The organism is Pseudomonas sp. TZ252 (assembly GCF_056110345.1).
The window spans coordinates 4,146,582-4,170,263 of sequence record NZ_CM148566.1; the positions used below are offsets into that span (position 1 = coordinate 4,146,582).

Sequence of the window (23,682 nt, forward strand, 5' to 3'; positions counted from 1 at the left end):
TTCCTCCGCCGGCCGTGCCCGGCAAGTGGAGACTGCCGCAATGTCCTCCGGGCCCGCTCGCGGCCCGGACACCCACAGGACCCGACTCCGATGAAGCTCCGGCCGGCCTCGCCGCGCAATGAAATCCTCGCCACCCTCGGCCGCTTCCGCCCGGCGCTGCGCAGCGTCGCGCTGTTCACCGCGGTGATCAACCTGCTGATGCTGGCGCCGTCGCTGTACATGCTGCAGGTCTACGACCGGGTGCTCGGCTCCGGCAACCACATGACCCTGCTGATGCTGACCCTCATGGTGCTCGGCCTCTACCTGCTGCTCGGCGCCCTGGAGTGGGTGCGCAGCCTGGTGGTGATCCGCCTCGGCGGCCAGCTCGACATGCAACTCAACCAGCGCATCTACGACGCCTCGTTCCGCGCCAGCCTGGAGCGCGGCGAGCAGGCCGTCGGGCAGGCGCTGAACGACCTGACCAGCCTGCGCCAGTTCCTCACCGGCAACGCCCTGTTCGCCTTCTTCGACGCGCCCTGGTTCCCGCTCTACCTGCTGGTGATCTTCCTCTTCAGTCCCTGGCTCGGCCTGCTCGCCCTGGTTGGGGCGCTGCTGCTGGTGCTGCTCGCCTGGGTCAACGAAAGCCGCTCGCGCGAACCGCTGGCCGAGGCCGGGCAACTGTCGATCCTCGCCACCCAGCAGGCCTCGGCCAACCTGCGCCAGGCGGAAACCCTGGCGGCAATGGGCATGTTGCCGGCCATGCGTGCGCGCTGGTTCGCCCAGCACCAGGCCTTCCTTGCCCGGCAGAACCTCGGCAGCGAGCGCAGCGCGGCGATCGGCGCGACCTCCAAGGGCGTGCGCCTGGCCTTGCAGTCGCTGGTGCTCGGCCTCGGCGCCTGGCTGGCGGTGGAAGGCCTGATCACCCCGGGGATGATGATCGCCGGCTCGATCCTGATGGGCCGCGTGCTCAGCCCCATCGACCAGTTGATCGCGGTCTGGCGCCAGTGGAGCGGCGCGCGGCAGGCCTACCAGCGACTGGCGCGGCTGCTCGAGGAGAATCCGCCGGCTGCCCTGGGCATGCCGCTGCCGGCGCCGCGCGGCGCGTTGCGCGTCGAGCGGCTCTGCGCGGCCGCGCCGGGACGCGAGCAGGCATTGTTGCAGGACCTCGGTTTCGCCCTGGAGCCTGGCGAAGCGCTCGGCGTGATCGGGCCGTCCGGTTCCGGCAAGTCGACCCTGGCGCGCTTGCTGGTGGGCGCCTGGCAGCCGCTGTCCGGCGCGGTGCGCCTGGACGGCGCCGACCTGCGGCAGTGGAGCGCGGCGGCACTGGGGCCGCACATCGGCTACCTGGCCCAGGACGTGCAACTGTTCGCCGGCAGCATCGCCGAGAACATCGCGCGCTTCGCCGAGGTGGATGCCGAGAAGGTGGTGGCGGCAGCGCGCCTGGCCGGCGTACACGACCTGGTGCTGCGCCTGCCGCAGGGCTACGACACGCGCCTTGGCGACGGCGGCGCCGGTCTCTCCGGCGGCCAGCGCCAGCGCATCGGCCTGGCCCGCGCGCTGTACGGGCGACCGGCGCTGATCGTGCTCGACGAACCCAATGCCAGCCTTGACGAGGCGGGTGAGGCGGCCCTGGCCGATGCCATCGCGGCGATGCGCCGGCAGGGCAGCAGCCTGGTGCTGGTCACCCACAAGCCGGCGGTGCTGGCGCTGACCGACAAGCTGTTGTTGCTGCATGGCGGACGCCTGCAGCGTTTCGGCGCGACCGCCGAGGTGCTTGCCAGCGCCTCGCCGCCGGCCGCTGCGGCCCCGGCGCCGACACGGCCGACGCCGGCGTTCGGTTTCGGCTACCGGCCGGGACCGGGGATGCCGGTCGGCGGTGTGCCGGGAGGAGCGGCGCGATGAGCGGGCAGGCGCGGTTGCGCGAAGTCGGCGCCGGCGGCGCGGCGCTGGAACTGGACGAGAAGCGTTTTTCCCGGCTCGGCTGGGGGCTGGTGCTGCTCGGCTTCGTCGGCTTTTTCCTGTGGGCCGGGTTGGCCCCGCTGGACAAGGGCGTCGGGGTCTCCGGCACGGTGATGGTGGCCGGTAGCCGCAAGGCCGTGCAGCACCCTACCGGCGGCCTGGTCAGGCACATCCGCGTGCACGAAGGCGAGCGGGTGGAGGCAGGACAGGTGCTGCTGGAGATGGACGCTACCCAGGCCCGGGCCCAGGCCGATGGCCTGTTCGCCCAGTACCTGGCGGCGCTGGCGAGTCTGGCGCGGCTGAGCGCCGAGCGCGATGAAAAGGCGCGGATCGAGTTTCCCGCCGAGCTGCTGGCGCTGGACGACCCGCGCCTGCCGACCCTGCTGGAACAGCAGCGGCAGTTGCACGACAGCCGTCGGCGGGCGCTGCGCCTGGAACTCGATGGTCTCGCCGAGACGGTCGCCGGCAGCCAGGCGCAACTGGACGGCCTGCAAGCCGCGCTGCGCAGCAAGGAGCAGCAGCGCGCCGCCCTCGAGGAACAGTTGCGCGGCCTGCGCCAACTGGCCAGTGAGGGCTACGTGCCGCGCAACCGCCTGCTCGACAGCGAGCGCCTGCTGGCCCAGGTCAACGGCGAGATCGCCGGCGACCTCGGCAGCCTCGGCAGTACCCGCCGGCAGATCCTCGAACTGCGCCTGCGCATGGCCCAGCGGCGGGAGAAGTTCCAGGAAGAGGTGCGCGCCAGCCTGGCCGACGCCCAGGTGCGCGCCGAGGAGTTGCGCAACCGCCTGGCCAGCGCGCGCTTCGACCTGGCCAACAGTGAGGTACGGGCGCCGGTCGCCGGCCTGGTGGTCGGCCAGGAAGTGTTCACCGAGGGCGGCGTGATCGCGCCCGGCCAGCAACTGATGGAAATCCTCCCGGAGCGCCAGCCGCTGCTGGTGGACGCTCGGCTGCCGGTGGAGATGGTCGACAAGGTCCGCGTCGGCCTGCCGGTGGAGCTGATGTTCAGCGCCTTCAGCCAGAGCACTACGCCGCGGGTGGAGGGCCAAGTGACCCTGGTCTCGGCCGACCGCCTGCTGGACGAGCGCAGCGAGGCGCCGTACTACCGGGTGCGCATCCGCGTAGGCGAGGAGGGCGTACGTCGCCTGGCCGGCCTGGAGATCCGCCCGGGGATGCCGGTGGAGGCCTTCGTTCGCAGCGGCGAGCGCTCGCTGTTGAACTACCTGTTCAAGCCGCTGGCCGACCGTACGCACCTGGCGCTGGGGGAAGAATGAATCGCCTGCGAGCCTGCCTGCTGTCCTCCGTGCTGCTTTCGGCCTCTTCGGCCCAGGCGCTGGGCCTGCTGGACGCCTACCAACTGGCGGTGCGCCACGACCCGACCTTCCAGGCGGCGCTCCACGAGCGCCGCGCCGGCAGCGAAAACCGCGCCATCGGCCGTGCCGGCCTGCTGCCGAGCCTGCGCTACGACTACAACAAGGCGCGCAACGACTCCACCGTCAGCCAGGGCGACGCCCGCGTCGAGCGCGACTATCGCAGCTACGCCTCGACCCTCAGCCTGGAGCAGCCGCTGTTCGACTACGAGGCCTACGCGCGCTACCGCCAGGGCGAGGCCCAGGCGCTGTTCGCCGACGAACAGTTCCGCGGGCGCAGCCAGGAACTGGCGGTGCGCCTGTTCGCCGCCTACAGCGAAACCCTGTTCGCCCGCGAGCAGGTGGTCCTGGCCGAAGCCCAGCGGCGCGCCCTGGAAACCCAGCTGGCGTTCAACCAGCGTGCCTTCGAGGAAGGCGAGGGCACCCGCACCGACCTGCTGGAGACCCGCGCCCGGCTGAGCCTGACCCGCGCCGAGGAGATCGCCGCCAGCGATCGCGCGGCGGCGGCGCGGCGTACGCTGGAGGCGATGCTCGGGCAGGCACTGGAGGATCACGAACTGGCCGCGCCCATCGAGCGCTTCCCGGCGCTGCGCCTGCAACCGGCGACCTTCGAAGGCTGGCGCCAGGTGGCCCTGCAACGCAGCGCCGAGCTGGGCGCCCAGCGCCATGCGCTGGAGGCGGCAGCCTACGAGGTGGAGCGCAATCGTGCCGGCCACTTGCCCAGGCTCAGCCTCTACGCCAGCAGCAGCAAGACGCACTCGGCTTCGGAAAGCACCTACGAGCAGAAATACGACACCGACAGTGTCGGCCTGCGTCTCAGCCTGCCGCTGTTCGAGGGCGGGCGGGTGTCGGCAGCGACCCGCCAGGCCGGCGACAAGTACGCCCAGGCCCAGGCCGAGCTGGATGCCCAGGTGGCCAGTGTGATCAATGACCTGCACAGCCAGTTCGACCTGACCGCCAGCAGCCTGGCCAAGGTGCGTGCCTACGAGATGGCGGTGGCGGCGGCGCGCGAACAGGTGACAGCGACGCGGCGCAGCGTCGCCGGCGGGGAGCGGGTCAATCGCGACGTGCTGGACGCCGAACAGCAGTTCTACGGCGCCCGCCGCGACCTGGCGGAAGCGCGCTACGCCTACCTCAACGCCTGGCTGCGCCTGCGCCAGCTGGCGGGGGTGCTGGAAGACCGCGACCTGGCGGTGCTGGCTGCCTATTTCGGTGCCGGCGAAGGACGCGCGCAGGTCGCCGCTGCCATCAGATAGCTATCGGCCAGCGTGCCTTGCCTTGGGTCATCGCCTGCAACAGTTGCGGCGCGCTGGTGCCGTTTTCGATGGCGATGCCGAAGCGGATGCTCTCGATCATCCGCTGCAACTGCTCCAGGTCATGCAGTTGCGCCGGTCGGATCAGGCGCTTGGCGGCGACCCCGCGTTCGTTGGAGAGGGTGAGGACGATGCTGCCGTCCGGCCGCTCCAGGCTGAGGTTGACCCGGTACTCGGCCTGGAAGGCCTCGGTGAGGAGCTGGAAAGGGCTGCTGTCGGTCATGGTGGACCACCTGAATGCTGTCGTGCTGGTTGGGACTGGGTACCGCCCGGAAAGTTCTTTGTCACCGCCGGGCTGTACCCTGCGCCGACGTGCGGACGTCTATCTGCGCACGTGCCTTGGCCTGGGCCTTGCACGCTTCGGGCCAGGTGGCCGTCGTCTTTGTCGGGAGAAGCTATGAAACAGAATTGGGCCGAGCGCCTGCGCGCAAGCATGCACCACCAGGCGGAGAGCCTCGGCAACCTGCTGGTGGAGGCCTTCCACTACCTGGCCCTGTTCGCCATCGGCGCCACGGTGTTCTGGGCGGCGGGCGCGGCTTTCCTGGGGATGGTGAACAAGGGGCATGCGTCGATCGACGACATCCTCCTGCTGTTCATCTACCTCGAGTTGGGCGCGATGGTCGGTATCTACTTCAAGACCAACCACATGCCGGTACGCTTCCTGATCTACGTGGCGATGACCGCGCTGACCCGCCTGATGATCGCCGACATCCAGCACAACCATACGCCGGACGATGGCATCATCCTGGTCTCGGTGGCGTTGCTGCTGCTGGCGCTGGCGATCCTGGTGGTGCGCTTCGCCTCGGCGCGCTTCCCTTCGGCGAAGTCCGACGGCGCCGCCGCGCGGCGGGTGGCGAGCGAGGACGCCGAAGGGGAAGCCTGACTCGTCGCCGCGCCGGAGCCGGTCTCCGGCGCGCTTCCGGCCAGCGCAACGGCCTGGCAATGTACTACCATCGCCCGGTCGTGTTCAGGAAGCCTGCCCCATGAAGGGATGGAAACTCTTTACCCCGCTGCTGATCCTCGCGATCGTCGCCATCACCCTCTACCTGCGCCTGCACAATCCGCCCCTGCTGTTGCAGGGCGAGGCGGACGCCACCAACGTCATCGTTTCCTCCAAGGCCAAGGGCCGGGTCCAGGTGCTGCACGTGCGGCGCGGCGACGAGGTGAAGCAGGGCGACCTGCTGATCAGCCTCGACAGCCCCGAGCTGGAAGCCCAGCTCGATGCCCTGCACGCGGCGCGCAACCAGGCCCAGGCGCAGCTCGACGAGTCGCTCCACGGTACCCGCGAGGAGAGCATCCGCGCGCTCAAGGCCAGCCTGGCACAGGCCGAGGCCGAGTTGCGCAACGCCGAGTCGGATTTCCAGCGCAACCAGCAGATGGTCGAGCGCGGCTTCCTCTCGCGGACCCAGTTCGACCTCTCGCGGCGTGAGCGCGATGTCGCCCGCGACCGCGTCGCCGAGGCGCGGGCCAATCTCGACGAAGGTCTCAAGGGCGACCGCGAGGAGCGCCGCCAGGCGTTGCAGGCCGCGGTGCGCCGGGCCGACGCGCAGATCGCCGAGCTACAGGCGCAGATCGACGACCTGCAGGTGCGCGCGCCGGTCAACGGCGAGGTCGGGCCGATCCCCGCCGAACAGGGCGAACTGATCAACGCCTACAGTCCGCTGCTGACGCTGGTGCGGCTGGACGACAGCTACTTCGTCTTCAACCTGCGCGAGGACATCCTGGCCAAGGTGCGCAAGGGCGACCGCATCGTCATGCAGGTGCCCGGCCTGGGCGGCGCCGAGGTCGAGACCGAGCTGCGCTACATCGCCCCGCTGGGCGATTTCTCGACCAGGCGCGCGACCCGCGCCACCGGCGATTTCGACCTGAAGACCTTCGAGATCCGCTTCTACCCGTTGCAGCCGACACCCGGCCTGCGCCCGGGCATGAGCGCGCTGTGGCGCTGGACGAACTGAGCGATGGCGTGGGCCGCGCTGAAGCGCAACGCCAGCCGTTTCGTCCAGGCGTTCAACACCGAGACGCGGATCGCCTGCCGCAGCTGGACCATCCACTGGCTCGGCTGGTGCTGGCCGCTGCTGCTGTTCGGCGTGATCAGCGGCGTCTACCAGGCCGGTACCCTGCTGGACATGCCGCTGGCGGTGATCGACAAGGACCATAGCCAACTGTCGCGCAAGTTGATCCGCGAACTCGACGCGACCTCCCACGCCCAGGTGATCACCGTTCCCGCCGGCGTCCAGGAGGGGCTCGACGCGATCCGTCGGGCCGATGCCTACGCCTTGCTCTACATCCCGCCGGACTTCGAGGCCGACGTGCTCGGCGGGCGCGCGCCGAAGGCCGAGCTGTACTACAACGCGCTGCTGTATTCGGCCGGCTATGCCGCCACCCAGGACTTCTCGGCGCTGGTCGCCAGCCTCAACGGCGAATTGCGTCCGCGCCTGGCCGCCGGGATGCCGGCGGCGCTGCCGCACCTGGCGAGCATCAGCGTGTCCTACGACAGCCTGTTCAATGCCAGCGGCAACTACATCTATTACCAGCAGTTCGCCGCCATCGTGCACCTGCTACAGCTGTTCGTGATCGTCACCATGGTCCATGTGCTGGCCCGCGAGGCGCCGGAACTGCGCGCCTCCTCGCCGCACATCCTGCGGGCCAAGGCCCTCGGCGTACGCCTGGTGGGCAAACTGGCGCCCTACACGCTGCTGTTCACCGCGCTGCTGATGCTGGAAATCTTCCTGCTGGTGGCGTTCTCCGGCGCGCGCATCAACGGCAGCCCGCTGGCGATGCTGATGATCACGCTGTTCTACGTGATCGCCGCGCAGAGCGTCGGGCTGGTGCTGTTCGTCTTCACCGCCAACCGCTTCACCGCCTATTCGCTGGTGGGCATGCTGATCGGCGTCGCCCAGACCTACTCGGGAGTGCTGATCCCGGAACTGGCGATGCCGACCCTGGCGCGGGTGATCGCCGAGGCCGAGCCGCTGACCCACACCCTGCACGGCCTGTTCGACCAGTTCCTGCGCCAGGCGCCGCCCAGTTCGGCGCTCTACACCTGCGCCAAGCTGGCGCTGTACCCGCTGATCGCCTACATGATCGCCAAGATGCGCCTGCGCAGCCGCCTGGACCTGAGCCCGATATGAAGAACTACCTGCAGATCCTCCGGGAAACCCTGAAGGCCATGCTGTCCAAGCCGATGTGGCTGATGGTCGTGGCCTCGGTGTGCATCACCTCGCTGCCGTACATGAACCACACCGCCCTCGACCTGCCGGTGGCGGTGGTCGACGAGGATCACAGCGACGTGTCGCGCGAGCTGGTCCGGCTGCTCGATTCGGCGCCGAAGGTCGCCGTGGTCGGCTACGACAGCCTGCCGCAGGCCAAGCGCGACCTGGCCTGGCGCGAGCTGTACGCGATCATCGTGATCCCGCTGAACTTCGAGAAGCGCCTGCTGCGCGGCGAGGCGCTGGTGATCCCGTACTTCGGCGATGCCACCAACCGCATGGCCAACGGCCAGATCCAGCAGGACATCTCGGCGGTCTACAGCGCGCTGACCAACCGCTACAACGCTGCCCTGCTGGAACGCGAAGGCTTCACCGCGACCCAGGCGCAGGTGGTGCTGAGCCCGCTGGTAGGGCAATTGACCGACCTGTTCAACCCCGGCATCAGCTTCGCCGCCATCGTCCTTCCGGGGTTGCTGTCGCTGATCCTGCAACACAGCCTGCTGCTCGGCTGCACCCGCGGCAACATCATGCTGCGCGGCGGCACCCCGCGCTACATGCGCCAGCCGCTGTCGACCCGCTTCGGCCGCTACAGTGCGCAACTGCTGATCTGGACCGTGCTGGCGATGCTCTTCTACGTGATCTGGCCGCACCTGCTGGGCTATCGCCAGTCGGCCTCGTTCTTCATGCTGCTGGGGATCGTCCTGCCGTTCCTGATCGCGGTGATCGCCCTCAGCGAGTTCATCGCCGAGCTGCTGCCCACCGAGGAATCGGTGTACCTGACCATGACCTTCATCACCCTGCCGCTGTTCTACATGGCCGGCTACAGCTGGCCGGAACAGGCCATGCCGGACTGGGTACGCTGGCTGGCCGACGCGATCCCCTCGACCTGGGCGATCCGCGCCATCGCCGAGATGAACCAGATGGACCTGCCGCTGCGCGAAGTCAGCGACCATGCCCTGGTGCTGCTGGGCATGGCCGCCACCTATGCGTTGCTGGGTACGCTGCTGTACCAGTACCGCAACTGGCGCTGGGACAACGTCAAGGGTTGGTGAAGCGGCGCAAGGCCGGCCATACTCGGCTGGCGTTCGCACAGGGAGATGAAGGAATGTTTCGTTCGGGGCTTTCTTTGCTGGTGCTTCTGGGGCTCGCCACGCTCGGCGGGTGCGGTTCCGTCAACACGCTGGTGCGCGACGACGCCAGCGCCGCCCACGACCTGCGCCTGAAGGCGACCGCCTGCACCAGCCTGCCGCGGGTGTACAGCGGGGTCAGCTACACCTTCTGCCGGCTCAACGTGAAGACCGGATCGCCGGTGGCGCCGGCGCAAGCCGACGGCATCCTCGAGGTGCTGGCCCTCGACTTCGCGCTGTCCGGGGTGATCGACACCCTCGCGCTGCCCTATACCTCGTACCGCCAGTACCGCGACGGCAACCTGTCCCTGGCCAACTGAGTCAGGGAATCAGCGGCAGCACGATCTCGTCGCTGCGGCTGATCCCGGCGGTCTCGCTGCGGCACAGGTCGAGGAACTCGCGCATGGTCGCGGTCTGGTACTTCTGCTTGTGCCAGATGAAGTAGAACTGCCGGCGCAGGTCCAGGCCGGGCGTTTCCACCGGCACCAGGCTGCCGCGGCGGAAAGCGTCGCGCAAGGCCAGGCGGGAAATGCAGCCGATGCCCAGGCCGGACTCCACGGCACGCTTGATCGCCTCGGTGTGCTCCAGCTCCAGGCGGATGTTCAGCGGCCGCGGGTGATGACGCATGGCCTGGTCGAAGGTCAGGCGGGTGCCGGAGCCCTGCTCGCGGAGGATCCAGGCCTCCCGCGTCAGCCGTTCCAGGTCGGCGCCGCCCCGCCGCGCCAGCGGATGCTGGGGGGCGCAGAACACCACCAGTTCGTCCTCCATCCAGGGTTGCACCTCGATGTCCGGATGCCGGCAGTCGCCCTCGATCAGGCCCAGGTCCAGCTCGTAGTGGGCGACCTGCTGCACCACCTGGGCGGTGTTGTGCACGTGCAGGCGCACCCGGCAGTCCGGCTGGCGCTGCATGAAGGCGCCGATCAGCAGCGTGGCCAGGTAGTTGCCGATGGTCAGGGTGGCACCGAGGTCGAGGGAGCCGAAGGCGGTCTTGCCGTTGAGCAGGTTCTCGATTTCCTCGCCGCGGTCGAGCAGCGCCACCGCCTGCGGCAGCAGTTGGCGGCCGAGGGCATTGAGGGTCAGGCGCTTGCCGGCGCGGTCGAACAGCTTGCAGTCGAACTGCCGCTCCAGCTCGCCGAGCGAGGTGCTGGTCGCCGACTGCGACAGCGACAGCCCCTCGGCGGCGCGGGAGACGCTCTCCTGCTGGGCCACGGCGACGAACACCTCGAGCTGGCGGAGGGTGAATTTCATCCAGGCTTCCTCGTCTAGAGCGAAAGGCCCCCGCGACATTTTGCCGTTCCGTCGGCGGGGTTGGCTCGGTTATCCTTGCGCCCCGTCCGCGGGAGCGATGGGAGCCCTCGGCGGCCGGCGGCTGACCGATATCGTGTTATCCCATATCCATATTCTGGATAAGCATTATCCAGACAATTCATTTTGCGGATATTTTGGCAACCGATAAAATGCCGCGCAACTGCGTCACGTCTGCTGCTGTTGGTGTGCGCCCGCGTTTTCCTAGGAGTCTTTGATGAGCAATCTGTACACCGAGCGCGTTCTCAGCGTGCACCACTGGAACGACACCCTGTTCAGCTTCAAGACCACCCGCAACCCGGGTCTGCGCTTCAAGACCGGCCAGTTCGTGATGATCGGCCTGGAAGTCGACGGTCGTCCGCTGATGCGCGCCTACAGCATTGCCAGCCCGAACTACGAAGAGCACCTGGAGTTCTTCAGCATCAAGGTCCCGGACGGCCCGCTGACCTCGCGCCTGCAGCACCTGAAGGAAGGCGACGAGCTGATGGTCAGCCGCAAGCCGACCGGCACCCTGGTGCACGACGACCTGCTGCCCGGCAAGCACCTCTACCTGCTCAGCACCGGCACCGGCATGGCGCCCTTCCTCAGCGTGATCCAGGACCCGGAAACCTACGAGCGCTACGAGAAGGTGATCCTGGTCCACGGCGTGCGCTGGGTCAGCGAACTGGCCTACGCCGACTTCATCACCAAGGTCCTGCCGGAACACGAGTACTTCGGCGACCAGGTGAAAGAGAAGCTGATCTACTACCCGCTGGTGACCCGCGAGCCGTTCCGCAACCAGGGCCGCCAGACCGACCTGATGCGCAGCGGCAAGCTGTTCGAGGACATCGGCCTGCCGCCGATGAATCCGCAGGACGACCGTGCGATGATCTGCGGCAGCCCGAGCATGCTGGAAGAGACCAGCGCCGTGCTCGACAGCTTCGGCCTGAAGATCTCGCCGCGCATGGGCGAGCCGGGCGACTACCTGATCGAGCGCGCCTTCGTCGAGAAGTAGGCCTCCGCCGCGCCTCGTCGCGCCAGGCGAAGAAAGCCCCTGCCGTATCCGCGGCAGGGGCTTTCTGCTTTCCGGCCCCCGCTCAGTGCGCCGGGTGCCGGTGCGGGTGGTCGCCGCCCACGCCTTGCAGCACCGCCTGGTCGATCTCGTCGAAGCGCAGTACCCGGCCGCCTTCCTCGGCCGCCAGGCGCGTCGCGGCCTCTTCGTCGGCGAACGAGGCGAGGGTGGCGCCCATGCCGCCCGGCCGCTGGATGCCGACCACGTAGTAGGCGCGGGTGGCGTCGATCAGGCGGGCATCGTCGGGGTGCCGCCAGTCGGCCTGGCTCATGTCGTGGACATACAGGCGCGCCTGGCCCTGGCGGTTTTCCGGTTGCAGCCACCAGCCGAACAGTTCGGCGGTGGAGCAGAACTTGCGCACCGCGCCGGGAAGCACCGCCTCGCCCTTGGGACCGGGCATTTCCTCGATGAGCATGCCGCAGACGTGGCATTCGTCGCCGCTGGCGATCGGCACCGGGCCGAGTGCCGTGGCGTCGTCCCGCGACGCATCGCAGCCGGCCAGCAGCAGGCCGAGCAGGAGCGTGCCGAGCAGAGGGCGCAGGGGGAGGGTATGACGTTGCATGGCGGAACCTCGTGAGTCAGATGGGGCGGCGGCGGAACAGGCCGTGGGCCAGCGCCAGGGCAGCGCAGGCCCAGAGGGCCAGGGCCAGCCAGAGGGCGCTGGCGGACACCGGCAGGTCGCTGGCCAGGGGAACCACCCCGCCGGCGGCGGCTGCGTCGAAGCCGGACAGGTTGATCAGCCGGTAGAGGTCGGTCGGGTTGAGCAGCAACAGCCAGGGCAGCAGCCGCGGGCTCAGGTGACCCTGGCTGAGGACCAGGATCGCCAGCAGGGCCAGGTCGAACAGCAGGACGAAGAAGAACCACAGGCCGAGCGCCTGCCCGGCGGCGCTGGATTTCTCGCTGGCGCGGCTGCTCAGGGCGTAGGCCAGGGCGAGGAACACGCAGCCGAGCAGCAGCGAGGAACCCATGAAGCGGCCGAAGGCGCCCAGCAGGATGGCCGCCTCGACCTCCGGCACCAGCGCGAGGATCGCCAGCGCCGCGCTGCCGAAGCCGATCAGGGTGGCCAGGGCGAGGATCAGGCCGTGACCGAGGAACTTGCCGAGCAGCAACTGGCCGCGCCCCAGCGGGTAGGTCAGGAGCAGCAGCAGGGTGCCGCCTTCCTCCTCGCCGACGATGGCGTCGTAGGCCAGCAGCAGGGCGATCAGCGGCATCAGGAAGGTGGCCAGGCTGGTCAGGCTGGCGACCGTCGCCGGCACCGAGGTGAAGCCGACCTGGCCGGCCGCGGCGGCGCCGAACCAGGCGATGCCCACCGAGAGCAGGGCGAACAGCAGGCTGATCGCCAGCAGCCAGCGATTGCGCAGGCCGTCGGCCAGTTCCTTGCGGGCGATGGTCCAGACTACGGGCATGGCGTGGCTCCGGCGGGGGCGGGGGACATGTGGTGGCGATAGAGGTCCTCCAGCGACGGCGGCAGGATTTCCAGGTCGAACTCGCGCGCGGCCAGCAGCGCTTCCAGCACGCCGTCGCGCTCGGCATCGTCCAGCAGTACCTCGATGCGCTGGTCGTCCAGTCTCCGCGCCGCCAGGCCGGCCCGGTGCCAGCGTTCGAGCCACTGCGGGTTATGCGGGCTGGCCAGGCGCACGCGGGTCGGCAGAGCCGCCCTGCGGCGCAGTTCGGCGAGGCTGCCGGCCACTTGCAGGCGGCCGCCGGCGAGAATCGCGGCGCGGTCGATATGCGTCTCGACGCCGGGCAGCACATGGGAGCAGAGGACGATCCCGGTGCCCTGGCCGCGCAGGCGGTCGAGCAATTGGTAGAGCTCGACGGTGGCCAGCGGGTCGAGGCCCACCGTCGGTTCGTCGAGCAGCAGCAGGCGCGGTTCGCCGAGCAGCGCCTGGGCCAGGCCGAGGCGCTGGCGCATGCCCTTCGAGTAGGTTTTCAGGCGCCGCCTGGCGGCATGGCCGAGGCCGACCTGTTCCAGCAGGCGCGCGGCTTCGGCCGGCGCCACGCCCTTGAGGCGGGCGAAGTGGCGCAGGGTTTCCGCGCCGCTGAGCTGCGGGTAGAAGGTCACGTTCTCCGGCAGGTAGCCGAGCTGGCGGCGCGCCTCCAGGCTCCTCGCATCGTGGCCGAGGACCCGCACGCGGCCTTCGCTGGGGGCCAGCAGGCCGAGGACCAGCTTGATGGTGGTGGTCTTGCCGGCGCCGTTGTGGCCGAGCAGGCCGAGCACCTCGCCGGGCTCCAGGCGCAGCTCGAGCCCGCTCAGGGCGGTGAGGGCGCCGTAGCGCAGGGTCGCGCCGTCGATCTCGACCAGGCTCATGGCCTCGGCTCCGCGGCGGGCATCCGCATCAGCGGATGGCTGTCGCGCACGCCGGGCGAGCGCACCACCGGGAAGGCGCGCTGGACCCAGCGCAGCAGCTCGATGCTCGGGCTGTTCAACAGCAGGCGTACCTGCGGGTACAGCCAGATCAGCCGGTCGACGTTGTCGTTGGGCTCGTAGGCGACGTCGCCGAGACCGTCGTCGTCGCGGTCCCAGCCCAGGTAGTCGCTCCAGTAGTTGCCGCGGCCGTCGGCGGACCACTCCTGCTCGCGGCTGGCGACGTACTTGACCTGCTGGCGGTTGCCTATGAAGGCGTTGCCGGCGATGCGATTGTCCTCCGAGCCGGCGGTGAGGTGGATGCCCAGGGCGCTGTCGGCGAAGCTGTTGCCTTCGATGCGGTTGAACAGCGAGTTGTAGATGAACAGCGCCTTGCCCTCGGCGCCGGAAATCATCGCGTCGCCGGTGCTGCCGCTGCGCACGCCCTCGACGCGGTTGCCGGCCAGGGTCGAGTAGGTGATGTAGTTCATCAGGATGCCGTAGTTCTCGTCGTCGATGGAGCGGTTGCCGGTCACGGTCAGCTTGCGGCTCTGCATCAGCGCGTAGCCGGTGCGGGTGCGCCGGGTCAGGTTGTCGGTCACCCGGCTGTTGTGGGTGAACATGTAGTGCACGCCGTAGCGCAGCTCCTCGAAGCGGTTGGCTTCGATGCTGCTGTCGTTGGAAGTGTCGATGTAGACCCCGTCGCGGGTGTGGCTGACCCGGTTGCCGCGGACCAGGGCGTCCTTCACCGCATAGAGGTGGATACCGTTGCCGCGATCCTGGGAGCGCACGCTTTCGTCGCCCTCGATGCGGTTGTCGAGCACCTGCGCGCCCGCCGTGGCGTCGAGCCAGACGCCGAAACCCGCGCCGCGCAGGTCGTTGCCGCGGATCACGGCGCCGCTGGCGGCCTTGCCGACGAAGATCGCGGCGTCGAGTTCGGTCAGGTTGCGCCCCCAGTTGCGCAGCCGGCAGCCCTCGACGGTGATCCCGGGGCTGGTCAGGGTCAGCAGGCTGCCGTGGCCGCCGCCGTCCAGTTCGGCCCCGGCCTCGCAGCGTAGGTGCAGCGGCCGGTCGATGACGAAGTTGCCGGCGTAGCGGCCCGCCGCCAGGCTCCAGCGGCCATCGCCGTCGGCCCGCAGCGGCAGGCCGTCGACCGGCTCCGCGCGGGCCGTGGCGAGGCCGAGCAGGAGCAGGGCGAGGAGCGGCCCCGCCCGGCGCCCGGCCATCGACCGCGCTGCGTGGATCAAGCCTTTTCCACCAGCATCCGCCCGCACATTTCCATGTGCAGGGCGTGGCAGAACCAGCTGCAGTAGTACCAGTGCACCCCGGGCTTATCGGCGACGAAGGTGATCGACGAGGTCTGTTGCGGGCTGATCTCCATGCAGACGCCGTGGTTGACCATGACGAAGCCGTGGGTCACGTCCTCGATCTCGTCGAGGTTGGTGATGGTCACGGTGACTTCGTCGCCCTGCTTCACCTTGAACTCGGTGAGGCCGAAGGAGGGCGCCATCGAGACCATGTAGACGCGGACCTTGTTGCCCTCGCGGATGACCTTGTTGTCCTTCATCAGGTCGATGCCGTCCTTTTCCGCGCGCTTGACCGTCTCGGCGAAGAACGGGTCCTTGCGGTCCCAGATCTTGCGGGTCTTGATCTGGTCGCGGCGGGCGAGGATGCAATCGTGCGGTTCGGCGAAGGTCGGGCCGTCGTGGACCAGCTTCATTTCCTCGCCGGAAATGTCGATCAACTGGTCGTTCTCCGGGTGCAGCGGACCGGTGGGCAGGAAGCGGTCCTTGGAGAACTTGCTGAGCACCACGATCCACTTGCCGTCGGCTTCGCTGGTCTCGCACAGGGTGGCGTGGTTGTGCCCCGGCTGGTACTGCACGTCGAGCTTCTGGCGGATGTAGTCGACCTTCTCGCCCTTGTAGGCGCGCACCGCGTCGGCCAGGTTCCACTTCACCAACTGGCTGTCGATGAACAGCGTGGTATAGGCGTTGCCTCGGCCATCGAAAGTGGTGTGCAGCGGGCCGAGGCCCAGTTCCGGCTCGCCCACCACCACGTCGCGCGGGTCGGCCAGCTTGCCGGCGAACAGGTCGCCGAGGCGCTCGATGGCGATCATGGTGCAGGTCGGCGAGAGCTTGCCGTTGGCGATGAAGTACTTGCCGTCCGGCGAGGTGTTCAGCCCGTGGGGGTTCTTCGGTACCGGGATGTAGCGGGTCACCGGGCTGTCCTTGCCGTCCTTGCGCCGGCCGTCGACCACCGGCACCTTCGAGTCGCCGAGGGTGACGAAGCGCTTCGCCTTGATCTCGGCCTCGATGCGCGGGATGTCGAACACCACCACCCAGTCGCGCTCGTTGCGCATCATGCCGCCGAGGTCGACGGCCTTCTCCGAGTTGTAGCAGGTGGAGGCGGCGAACCTGCCGCTGTAGTCCATGTCGGTGTTGTCGAGGTTGCCGTCGACGATCACCTGCCAGGCCACTTCCATGGTCTCGGCGTCGATGGCGTTGTACAGGGTGAAGGCGTTGTCGCCGGACAGGTCGAAGGCCGAGCCGTCGTTGGGATGGGGGATGATGAACTCGGCGTTGCAGAACACGTAGCGGGTATGCGGCACCTTTTGCAGGCGCAGGCCGTGGATCGCCTGGACGTTGGGAATGGTGACGATGCGGTCGCATTTCATGACGTCCAGGCGGATGCGCGCGACCCGGCTGTTGGCCTTGTCGTTGATGAACAGGTACTTGCCGTCGTACTTGCCGTCGGTCATCGAGATGTGCGGATGGTGGCAGTCGCCGTTGAGGAAGCGCGCGCTGTCGCCGAGGACCCGCTTGCTCTCGTTGGTCAGGCCCCAGCCGGTGGCCGAGTCGACGTTGAACACCGGTATGCGCATCAGCTCGCGCATCGACGGCACGCCGAGCACGCGTACTTCGCCGGAATGTCCGCCGCTCCAGAACCCGTAGTACTCATCCAGTTCGCCGGGGGCGACCTCGGCCTTGCTGCGCTCGCCCTTGCCCGCGGCCCGGGCCTCGCGGCCGACCACCGCGCTGCCCAGGGCGCTGGCGCCAACCAGGGCGGCGGCTCCGGTCAGCGCCGAGGCGCCGAGGAAGCCGCGGCGGTTCAGGCCGTGGGTTTCTTCGTGGGGGCTTTTCGTGTCGTCGCTCATCTCGTGTCGTCCTCAAGGGCAGTCAGGGGAAAGGGAGCCAGGTCAGAGGTTCTCCGCGGGTATCCGCGCGTTGTCCGCCGGCGCGCTCTTCGCGCGCTTCTTGCGCTTGTTCACCAGCGGCGGGCACTTGTCCTGGTCGTGGTAGGTCATCTGGCAGTCGAGGCAGTAGTGGCATTCGTTGGCCTCGATGCGGCCGTCGGGATGGATCGCCTGGATCTCGCATTCGCGGGCACAGAGCTGGCAGGGCCTGCCGCATTCCGCGCGGCGCTTGAGCCAGTCGAACAGGCGCGCCTTGGCCGGGATCGCCAGGGCCGCGCCCAGCGGGCAGAGGTAGCGGCAATAGACCTTGCGGGTGAACAGGTTGACCACCAGCAGCGCGACGGCGTAGGCGACGAACCACCACTGGCGGTCGAAGCCGAGGGTGATGGCGGTCTTGAACGGCTCCACCTCCACGGCCTGCTCGGCCAGCGCCAGGGATTCCAGGGAGAGACCGAAAAGCACCAGCAGGATGATGTACTTGATCGCCCAGAGCCGCTCGTGCACGGCGAACGGCACCTGGAACTGCGGCACGCGGAACTTGCGCGCGAGTTCGTTGAGCAGTTCCTGCAGCGCGCCGAACGGGCACAGCCAGCCGCAGAACACGCCGCGGCCCCAGAGCAGCAGGCTGGCTGCGGTGAAGGTCCAGAGGATGAACAGCAGCGGGTCGCTGAGGAACAGCTCCCAGCGGAAGCCTTCGAACAGCGCGTGGACGAAGGTCAGCACGTTGACCACCGATAGCTGGCCGAGGCTGTACCAGCCCAGGTAGACCAGGGTGAACGCCAGGTAGCCGGTGCGCAGTCGCTGCATCAGGCGCGGCCGTCGCACCAGGCGGTCCTGGAGGAAGAGGATCGCCAGGAGCAGGACGAGGGCGGTACAGAGCACCCCGATCTGGAAGCTCTTCTGGTACCAGACCCGCAGCCACAGCGGCCGGGCAGCCTCTTCCAGGGCGGCCAGTTCCTCGGCCGTTGGCTGCGGCCGCTCCAGGTATTCCTCGGGCGTCTGGCAGGCCAGCTCGAAGCTGGTGAATACCCCCGCCACCGGGCCGGTCTGGCGCCGCACGAGCAACTCCAGGGTCCAGGGCGAGCCCGGATCGAAACGCTGGCTGGCGCGGGCGACGAAGATCGCCATCTCGCGGAACTCCGGCATGCCTTCGGCATAGACGTCCGACAGGCGCTGGTAGTCGAGGTCGCGGAAGCTGATGATGTCGCCGAACTGGCGCAGTTGGACCCGATCGAAGATGCCACCGCGCACGTAGCCGGAACCCTTGAAGGAATACTCGCCGTCGCCGAGCACGACGAAGGCGTATTCGCCTGGCTTCAGCGACGCCATCAGTTCGCGGTACTGGTTGTCGCCGAGCAGGCTGCGGCCCACCGCGGGAGGGTTGAGCAGGGCGCTGTAGAGATCGATGAACGGCTCGTCGCGGTGCGCCGCGTCGGCTTCGCCGATGCCTTCGGCCTCGCTGCCCTTGAAGGCGTCGTCGATCTGCCCGCGACTCAACTGCAGGCGGCGGATCGCACCGTTGCCGAGCAATTCGCTCCAGCTCGCCGTCGCTGCCGGTTGCTGGCGCACCTGCGCCGGCTTGGGCCGCACATTGCCGCGGTCCTCGATCAGGCCGAGGGAAACCGCCACCGTATGTGCGGCGCGCATGACGATCTCGTTGACCACCATCACCGTCACCGTGGCGCCGCTCACCGCGTCGACGGTAACCGCCTGCGGGTCGCTGGAGCGGCCGACCACCACCCGCTGGTCGGCGCGCACGCCGTCGTACCTGGCGCTGAAGGCGTGCAGCTTCTCTTCCGGGATGCCGATCAGCAGGATCGGTTCGTGGTGTTCGAGGACGTAGGCGTCGCGGATAACCGCCTGCGGATCGAGGATCACCTGCAGGTTGATCGGCTTGCCGGAGTAAGCCGGGATGTCGGTGACGCTGAGGGTCTGGAAGGCGTAGCCGAGGGTTTCCTCGCCCTTGCTCAGGCGGCGTACGCCGTAGTCGCCTTCGGGGTCGCCGATCCGCTCGACCGCGGGGAATACCTGGGCGATGCGCAGGCGCTCCAAATCGCTGAGTTCGGCACCCTGGGCGGCGAGGCCGACCAGCAGGAGCATCCAGGCGAAGACACACCGCCACGATCCGGCGGAAAAACGAAGGGCGCGCATAGGTTCCATCTACTACTGGCTACCGGCGAAAAAAGGGACGCCGCGCTGCGGTGGGGTCTGCGCCTGGCGGTGGAATCGCTTCCGTTGCCGGATGCTAGGAGGAGCGGGGGCGGAACGCGCTTGATGAAAGTCAAGAAGTGGAGATGAGGAACAAGCGAGGTTGCTGGCACTCAGTGTACCGAGTCGCCCCTCTCCCTTCAGGGAGAGGGGAGAGGGCTGCCCGAGGCTCAGGCCAGGCGTTGCCCGGATACCGCTGGATGGTACAGCGGCTGCACCTTGTTGCCCGCCGGGTCGAGCAGGTGGAAGCTGCGCGCGCCGTCGCCGTGGTCGAAGGGTTGGTCGAGCAGGGTCACGCCCAGCGCCTTCAGGTAACGGTACCAGGCCTCCAGTTCCTCCACGCTGTCGACGACGAAGCCGTAGTGATCCATGGTCTGCAGGCCGTTGCTGGCAGCGTGGGCGCGGCCGAGGGAAAGGTTGTCGTTGCCGCAGGTGAGATACACCAGGTCTTCGTTGGCGCGGTTCAGCACTTCCATGCCCAGTACGTCGACATAGAAGCGCTCGCATTCTTCCAGGTTGGGCACCAGCAGGGCGAGGTGACGCAGGCCGTTGAGGCGGGAGGGGCGGGCAGGGCGGTCGGACATGGGTTTGCTTCCTTTTTTGTATACAATAATTTTGTAAATCTAAAACAAAAGGAAGTTTCCGTGTACTGCATCTTTATCAAGACCCGCCTCAGGCCCGGCTGCGCCGAGGCTTTCATCGATGCCATCCAGGTCAACGCCGCCGCTTCCGTGTCCACCGAGCCCGGCTGCCTGGTGTTCGACGTTTCCCGCGACCGACAGGACCCTGACCTGGTCTATCTCTACGAGGTCTATCGCGATGACGCGGCCTACGAGGCGCACACCCGCACCGCGCATTTCCGCGACAGCCGACCGTTGGTCGAGCCGCTGATCCTCGAACAGGAAGTCTTCGAAAGCGACGCGCTGGCGCTCAATCCGCTGCGCTGAGAAGGCTCAGTCGCCGCGGGCGACGTCCAGCACGCGGATCAGGTCCGGGCGCGGGTAGTGCCAATGCACGTCGAGGTCCCACAGGCGCACCCCGTAGCGGCGCCCGGGCTCTGGCTTCTGGTAGGCCGGGCGTGGGTCCTGCGCCAGGCATTGCTCGATCAGCTCGGCTACCGGCTGCCGCAACCGCTGGCCGTGCTCATGGGCCTGGCGCCGCGCCTGCTCGCTCCACTCCACGGCGATGCCCGGCGGCGGCGCGTCGGCGATGCCGTTGCGAGCGTCGGCCACGGCGTCGGCGTAGGGTACGTAGGGCTTGATATCGAGTACCGGGGTGCCGTCGAGCAGGTCGATTCCGGAAAGCCACAGGCGCCCCGCTTCGAAGCCCTCCAGGCGCACCACCGACTGGCCGATGCCGTTCGGCCGATGGGTGGCGCGGGTGGCGAAGACTCCCAGCGAGCGGTTGCCGCCCAGGCGCGGCGGGCGCACCTTCAGTCGCGGCTTGTCTTCCAGGGCCTGGTGGAAGAGGAACAGCAGCCAGACATGGCTGACCTGCTCCAGGCCTTCCAGCGCTTCCACCTGGTCGAACGGCGGCAGCAGTTCCAGGGTCCCCCGCGCCGCCGGCGCGAGCAGCGGCTGGCGCGGGATGGCGAACTTCTCCATGAAGCAGGAGCGGATGTAGCCGATGGGAGAAACGCTGTGGGTCATGGCGGGACGAGGCGAGCGGTCGGGGGCGTCATGTTACCCGGATTGGCGGCGCTCAGAGATGAAAACCGCCGTCGATGGGGATCACGTTGCCGGTCATGTAGGCGCCGGCGGTGCCGGCCAGGCTGATCGCCAGCGCCGCCATCTCCTCCGGGCGACCCCAGCGGCCCATGGGAATCGACGCGCTGTCCGCCTCCAGTGCCTGCGGGTCATTGGCGATGTGACGGGTCATGCGGCTCGGGAAGCGTCCGGGAGCGATCACGTTGACATTGATGTGCTCGCCGACCAGTTCCTTCGCCAGCATCCGCGACAGTTGATGCAGCGCGGCCTTGCTCGGCCCGTAGGCATAGGCTTGTTCGCCCATGGCGCTGATGCCCGCCACCGAGCCGATGTTGATCACTCGCGCCGGATTTTCCGCGCTGGCCGAGCGGCGCAGCAGCGGCAGCAGTTGCTGGATGCAGGAAAACACCGAGGTGACATTGAGCTGCATGACCTTTTCCCAGCCGGACACCGGATAGCTTTCCAGCGCTGCGCCCCAACTGGTGCCGGCGTTGTTCACCAGGATATCCAGCCGCGCGCTGAGTTCGCCGAGCGCCTGCGCCAGGCGCCGGGCACCGGCTTCGCTGGAAAGGTCGGCAGGGATCGCCTGGCAATCGCCGTAGGCCGAGAGGTGTGTGGCGGTGTCGGCGCAGGCCTCTGCGTCACGTGCGCAGATGAAGACGCGGGCGCCGGCTTCGAGAAGACCCTGGGCGATCATCTGGCCGATGCCGCGGCTGCCGCCGGTGACCAGGGCGACGCGGCCGGCGAGGCTGAAATAGGGATGCATGGGAAACACTCCGGGCTGGGCAGGGGAGATCAGCCTACGATTCGCCTCGCTGCCGGCGCAGCATTATCCAGGTACGGAATGACGTGGCATCCGTGGCTCAGCGGCTACCGCGGCGATGCAACAGATACAGGTAGACGATCAGGTTGAGCAGCAGAACGATGGCGCCAAGGATCCACTGCACCGCCGGGGTCAGGCCGGCGGGATAGATCAGCGGCAACAGGTAGTGCTCGACGAAGCCGCCGCTGTAGCCGGCGTCCCCGGCGGCCCGGCGCAGACGATTCTCCAGCGGGGTCAGCGGACAGGGCAGGCCGAGAAACTCCACCGCGCAGCCCCAGGCTACCGCTGGCAGGTGCAGCCAGGCCAGGCGTGGCCAGCGCAACGGCAGCAGGCCGCCGAACAGGACGAACAGGATGAAGCCCAGGTGCAGCCAGACCAGGGCATCGGCGGCCAGGCGATAGCTCATTCGGCTCTCCCTCGTGGCGTTGGAGGGATAACGCCACCGCTACAGGGGCCGGCGGATAACCGCCTTGCGGTTACTCGCCCATGGTTTGGCCATCCATAAAGAAAAAGCCGGCGAATGCCGGCCATTTCAAGCGCTACGCGTGGGCTTCGGCGCTCAGGCCTGGGCCAGCTCCGCATCGTGTGCGATCAGGGCGACCAGCGCGTTCTGCTGACGGTGGGTCAGCTGGCGGAAACGCTGCAGCAGCTCGCGCTCGTGCAGGCTGAGTTCCGGGCTGTCCAGGCGAACACCGAGATTGTCTTGCAGCGCCCCTTCCTGGAGCAGGCTCTGCTCGAGTCGGGCGATGATCTCGGAGTTCATGCTGCGGTGATGGCTGCGAGCGACTTCTGCGATCTGCTCACGCATGCCCTCGGGCAGACGAACGACGAATTTGTCAGCGGTACGGCTGGAGTAGGTAGGAGTTGCCTGTTTCAGTGGGCGCATACATTGAACCTGTAGAGTCAGGGAAAAGCGGTGCCGAGGAAGCGTTCATTGTTCTCGGGCCTATGACCACGATTTCCGCTAGCCGTTCAGTCTGTTATTTCGGAAACAACAATTAGTTGACGTCAATTGTGCGTTGCGTGCCGGCGTTTTGCCAGTACCAGCTATCTGAAATGCGAGCGATTCAGCAAAAGCCTAGTTTTTTACTGGGGGTTGGATGATGGCCTTCTGACCACCGGTCGTTCAGGGATTGTCACTCGACTGTCATCGTCACTTCACCGGGCTGACACAGTCTCCTTCTATCTTGGTCTACACCAGATGGCGCCGCTGGCGTCTTCGTGCAACCGATTGGAGGGAGAACGATGAGCGCGGTGATCCGTGTCGACAGCCTGAACAAGACCTTTGCCCGCAAGCAGGCGCTTTTCAACCTGAGGCTGGAGATCCAGGCGGGCGAGATGGTGGCGTTGATCGGTGCATCCGGCTCCGGCAAATCCACGCTCCTGCGTCACGTCGCCGGGCTCGCCCGCTGCGACCGCGACAACGGCGGCAGCATCGACGTGCTGGGTCGCCGCCTGCAGGCGTCCGGCCGCCTGAGCGGCGAAGTGCGTCGCCTGCGCGCCGACATCGGCTACATCTTCCAGCAGTTCAACCTGGTCAACCGCCTCAGCGTGCTGGACAACGTCCTGCTCGGCTTCCTCGGTCGCATGCCGCGCTGGCGCGGTTCGCTGGGGCTGTTCAGCGCCGAGCAGAAGCGCCAGGCCCTGGAAGCGCTGGCGCGGGTCGGCCTGGCCGATTTCGCCGGGCAGCGCGCCTCGACCCTTTCCGGCGGCCAGCAGCAGCGCGTGGCCATCGCCCGCGCCCTGACCCAGAAGGCCGAGGTGATTCTCGCCGACGAACCGATCGCCTCGCTCGACCCGGAGTCGGCGCGCAAGGTGATGGACATCCTCGCCGACATCAACCGCCACGACGGCAAGACCGTGGTGGTGACCCTGCATCAGGTCGACTACGCGTTGCGCTATTGCCCGCGCGCGGTGGCCCTGAAGGGCGGCCGGATCCTCTTCGACGGCAGCAGCGAGCACCTTTCCGAAGGCTTCCTCAACGAACTCTACGGCGCCGAAGGGGACACCCCGCTGCTGTTTTCCGACCGTGCCCGGCGAGGGGCGGAGAGCCAGCCGGAACTGACCCTCGCGCGCGCCTGACGTCATTCGAACC

Annotated in this window: 24 protein-coding genes; 11 read left to right on the forward strand and 13 right to left on the reverse strand. The window is 68.1% G+C overall.

The genetic code is table 11. The features are described 5' to 3' along the window. Positions 1-90: 90 nt before the first annotated feature. Genes ACYAF3_RS19170 through ACYAF3_RS19180 form a run of 3 tightly spaced genes read left to right on the forward strand, consistent with a single transcriptional unit; the run spans position 91 to position 4,561 of the window. A complete protein-coding gene (locus tag ACYAF3_RS19170; RefSeq protein WP_121377946.1) occupies positions 91-1,881 on the forward strand; it encodes a type I secretion system permease/ATPase in 1,791 nt (596 codons plus the stop codon). Continuing rightward, a complete protein-coding gene (locus tag ACYAF3_RS19175) occupies positions 1,878-3,209 on the forward strand; it encodes an HlyD family type I secretion periplasmic adaptor subunit (RefSeq protein WP_121377945.1) in 1,332 nt (443 codons plus the stop codon). Before ACYAF3_RS19170 ends, ACYAF3_RS19175 begins: the two co-directional genes overlap by 4 nt. Beyond that, complete coding sequence (locus tag ACYAF3_RS19180; protein WP_121377944.1) at positions 3,206-4,561, forward strand: TolC family outer membrane protein; 1,356 nt, start codon at positions 3,206-3,208, stop codon at positions 4,559-4,561. Before ACYAF3_RS19175 ends, ACYAF3_RS19180 begins: the two co-directional genes overlap by 4 nt. Here the strand turns inward: ACYAF3_RS19180 and ACYAF3_RS19185 are convergent. Next, the gene (locus ACYAF3_RS19185) at positions 4,554-4,841 is read right to left on the reverse strand and encodes a DUF3509 domain-containing protein (RefSeq protein ID WP_003091839.1); all 288 of its coding nucleotides are present in this window, start codon (positions 4,839-4,841) and stop codon (positions 4,554-4,556) included. The two genes, ACYAF3_RS19180 and ACYAF3_RS19185, sit on opposite strands and share 8 nt — an antisense overlap. A gap of 174 nt (positions 4,842-5,015) precedes the next feature. Between ACYAF3_RS19185 and ACYAF3_RS19190 the strand changes: the two genes are divergently transcribed. The 5 genes from ACYAF3_RS19190 (at position 5,016) to ACYAF3_RS19210 (ending at position 9,274) form a co-directional block, all read left to right on the forward strand. Continuing rightward, the gene (locus ACYAF3_RS19190) at positions 5,016-5,501 is read left to right on the forward strand and encodes a phosphate-starvation-inducible protein PsiE (protein ID WP_003091838.1); all 486 of its coding nucleotides are present in this window, start codon (positions 5,016-5,018) and stop codon (positions 5,499-5,501) included. Between the two features lie 100 nt (positions 5,502-5,601). Continuing rightward, a complete protein-coding gene (locus tag ACYAF3_RS19195) occupies positions 5,602-6,573 on the forward strand; it encodes an HlyD family secretion protein (protein ID WP_121377943.1) in 972 nt (323 codons plus the stop codon). 3 nt (positions 6,574-6,576) lie between these two features. Beyond that, complete coding sequence (locus ACYAF3_RS19200; protein WP_003098671.1) at positions 6,577-7,749, forward strand: ABC transporter permease; 1,173 nt, start codon at positions 6,577-6,579, stop codon at positions 7,747-7,749. Continuing rightward, a complete protein-coding gene (locus ACYAF3_RS19205; protein ID WP_003098675.1) occupies positions 7,746-8,879 on the forward strand; it encodes an ABC transporter permease in 1,134 nt (377 codons plus the stop codon). Before ACYAF3_RS19200 ends, ACYAF3_RS19205 begins: the two co-directional genes overlap by 4 nt. A gap of 53 nt (positions 8,880-8,932) precedes the next feature. Then, positions 8,933-9,274 carry a YceK/YidQ family lipoprotein gene (locus ACYAF3_RS19210; protein ID WP_003098676.1) on the forward strand — a complete coding sequence of 114 codons (342 nt, stop codon included), beginning with the start codon at positions 8,933-8,935 and terminating at the stop codon, positions 9,272-9,274. 1 nt (position 9,275) lies between these two features. Here ACYAF3_RS19210 and ACYAF3_RS19215 read toward each other — a convergent pair whose 3' ends face one another. After that, positions 9,276-10,202: a LysR family transcriptional regulator gene (locus ACYAF3_RS19215; RefSeq protein ID WP_003091833.1), complete on the reverse strand. Its 927-nt coding sequence runs from the start codon at positions 10,200-10,202 to the stop codon at positions 9,276-9,278. A gap of 274 nt (positions 10,203-10,476) precedes the next feature. Here ACYAF3_RS19215 and fpr point away from each other — a divergent pair, with 274 nt between their 5' ends. Next, positions 10,477-11,253, forward strand: coding sequence for a ferredoxin-NADP reductase (fpr, locus tag ACYAF3_RS19220; RefSeq protein WP_003091832.1), 777 nt, complete (start codon positions 10,477-10,479; stop codon positions 11,251-11,253). Between the two features lie 82 nt (positions 11,254-11,335). On the opposite strand, the gene ACYAF3_RS19225 is transcribed toward fpr, so the two are convergent. The 7 genes from ACYAF3_RS19225 to ACYAF3_RS19255 form a co-directional block, all read right to left on the reverse strand. Then, positions 11,336-11,872, reverse strand: a complete 537-nt coding sequence (locus ACYAF3_RS19225) for a nitrous oxide reductase accessory protein NosL (protein WP_003091829.1) — start codon at positions 11,870-11,872, stop codon at positions 11,336-11,338. A 16-nt stretch (positions 11,873-11,888) separates the two neighbouring features. Further along, positions 11,889-12,716, reverse strand: coding sequence for an ABC transporter permease (locus tag ACYAF3_RS19230; RefSeq protein ID WP_003098680.1), 828 nt, complete (start codon positions 12,714-12,716; stop codon positions 11,889-11,891). Continuing rightward, complete coding sequence (locus tag ACYAF3_RS19235; protein WP_121377942.1) at positions 12,707-13,621, reverse strand: ABC transporter ATP-binding protein; 915 nt, start codon at positions 13,619-13,621, stop codon at positions 12,707-12,709. The genes ACYAF3_RS19230 and ACYAF3_RS19235 overlap by 10 nt, the downstream gene beginning before the upstream one ends. After that, positions 13,618-14,904, reverse strand: coding sequence for a nitrous oxide reductase family maturation protein NosD (locus ACYAF3_RS19240; protein ID WP_073646616.1), 1,287 nt, complete (start codon positions 14,902-14,904; stop codon positions 13,618-13,620). The genes ACYAF3_RS19235 and ACYAF3_RS19240 overlap by 4 nt, the downstream gene beginning before the upstream one ends. Further along, positions 14,901-16,811, reverse strand: a complete 1,911-nt coding sequence (gene nosZ, locus ACYAF3_RS19245) for a TAT-dependent nitrous-oxide reductase (RefSeq protein WP_128669421.1) — start codon at positions 16,809-16,811, stop codon at positions 14,901-14,903. The genes ACYAF3_RS19240 and nosZ overlap by 4 nt, the downstream gene beginning before the upstream one ends. A gap of 42 nt (positions 16,812-16,853) precedes the next feature. Continuing rightward, on the reverse strand, positions 16,854-19,001 hold the full coding sequence (gene nosR / locus ACYAF3_RS19250) for a transcriptional regulator NosR (RefSeq protein WP_128669423.1): 2,148 nt from the start codon (positions 18,999-19,001) through the stop codon (positions 16,854-16,856). Between the two features lie 227 nt (positions 19,002-19,228). Continuing rightward, complete coding sequence (locus tag ACYAF3_RS19255) at positions 19,229-19,642, reverse strand: VOC family protein (RefSeq protein ID WP_003098688.1); 414 nt, start codon at positions 19,640-19,642, stop codon at positions 19,229-19,231. 60 nt (positions 19,643-19,702) lie between these two features. On the opposite strand from ACYAF3_RS19255, the gene ACYAF3_RS19260 reads away from it, so the two are divergent. Further along, positions 19,703-20,005 (forward strand): heme-binding protein, encoded by a 303-nt coding sequence (locus ACYAF3_RS19260; RefSeq protein WP_003098690.1) that lies wholly within the window; start codon positions 19,703-19,705, stop codon positions 20,003-20,005. Positions 20,006-20,011: 6 nt separating this feature from the next. On the opposite strand, the gene tsaA is transcribed toward ACYAF3_RS19260, so the two are convergent. From tsaA to amrZ, 4 genes are all read right to left on the reverse strand, one after another. After that, positions 20,012-20,707 carry a tRNA (N6-threonylcarbamoyladenosine(37)-N6)-methyltransferase TrmO gene (gene tsaA / locus ACYAF3_RS19265; RefSeq protein WP_023097337.1) on the reverse strand — a complete coding sequence of 232 codons (696 nt, stop codon included), beginning with the start codon at positions 20,705-20,707 and terminating at the stop codon, positions 20,012-20,014. 52 nt (positions 20,708-20,759) lie between these two features. Next, a complete protein-coding gene (rhlG, locus tag ACYAF3_RS19270; RefSeq protein ID WP_003138231.1) occupies positions 20,760-21,530 on the reverse strand; it encodes a 3-oxoacyl-ACP reductase RhlG in 771 nt (256 codons plus the stop codon). A 97-nt stretch (positions 21,531-21,627) separates the two neighbouring features. After that, positions 21,628-21,993 (reverse strand): DUF2784 domain-containing protein, encoded by a 366-nt coding sequence (locus tag ACYAF3_RS19275; RefSeq protein ID WP_004365945.1) that lies wholly within the window; start codon positions 21,991-21,993, stop codon positions 21,628-21,630. 153 nt (positions 21,994-22,146) lie between these two features. Continuing rightward, positions 22,147-22,473, reverse strand: a complete 327-nt coding sequence (gene amrZ, locus ACYAF3_RS19280) for a transcriptional regulator AmrZ (RefSeq protein WP_003091802.1) — start codon at positions 22,471-22,473, stop codon at positions 22,147-22,149. Positions 22,474-22,832: 359 nt separating this feature from the next. Between amrZ and phnC the strand changes: the two genes are divergently transcribed. Continuing rightward, complete coding sequence (phnC, locus tag ACYAF3_RS19285; RefSeq protein WP_003098696.1) at positions 22,833-23,669, forward strand: phosphonate ABC transporter ATP-binding protein; 837 nt, start codon at positions 22,833-22,835, stop codon at positions 23,667-23,669. The last annotated feature ends 13 nt before the right edge of the window (positions 23,670-23,682 follow it).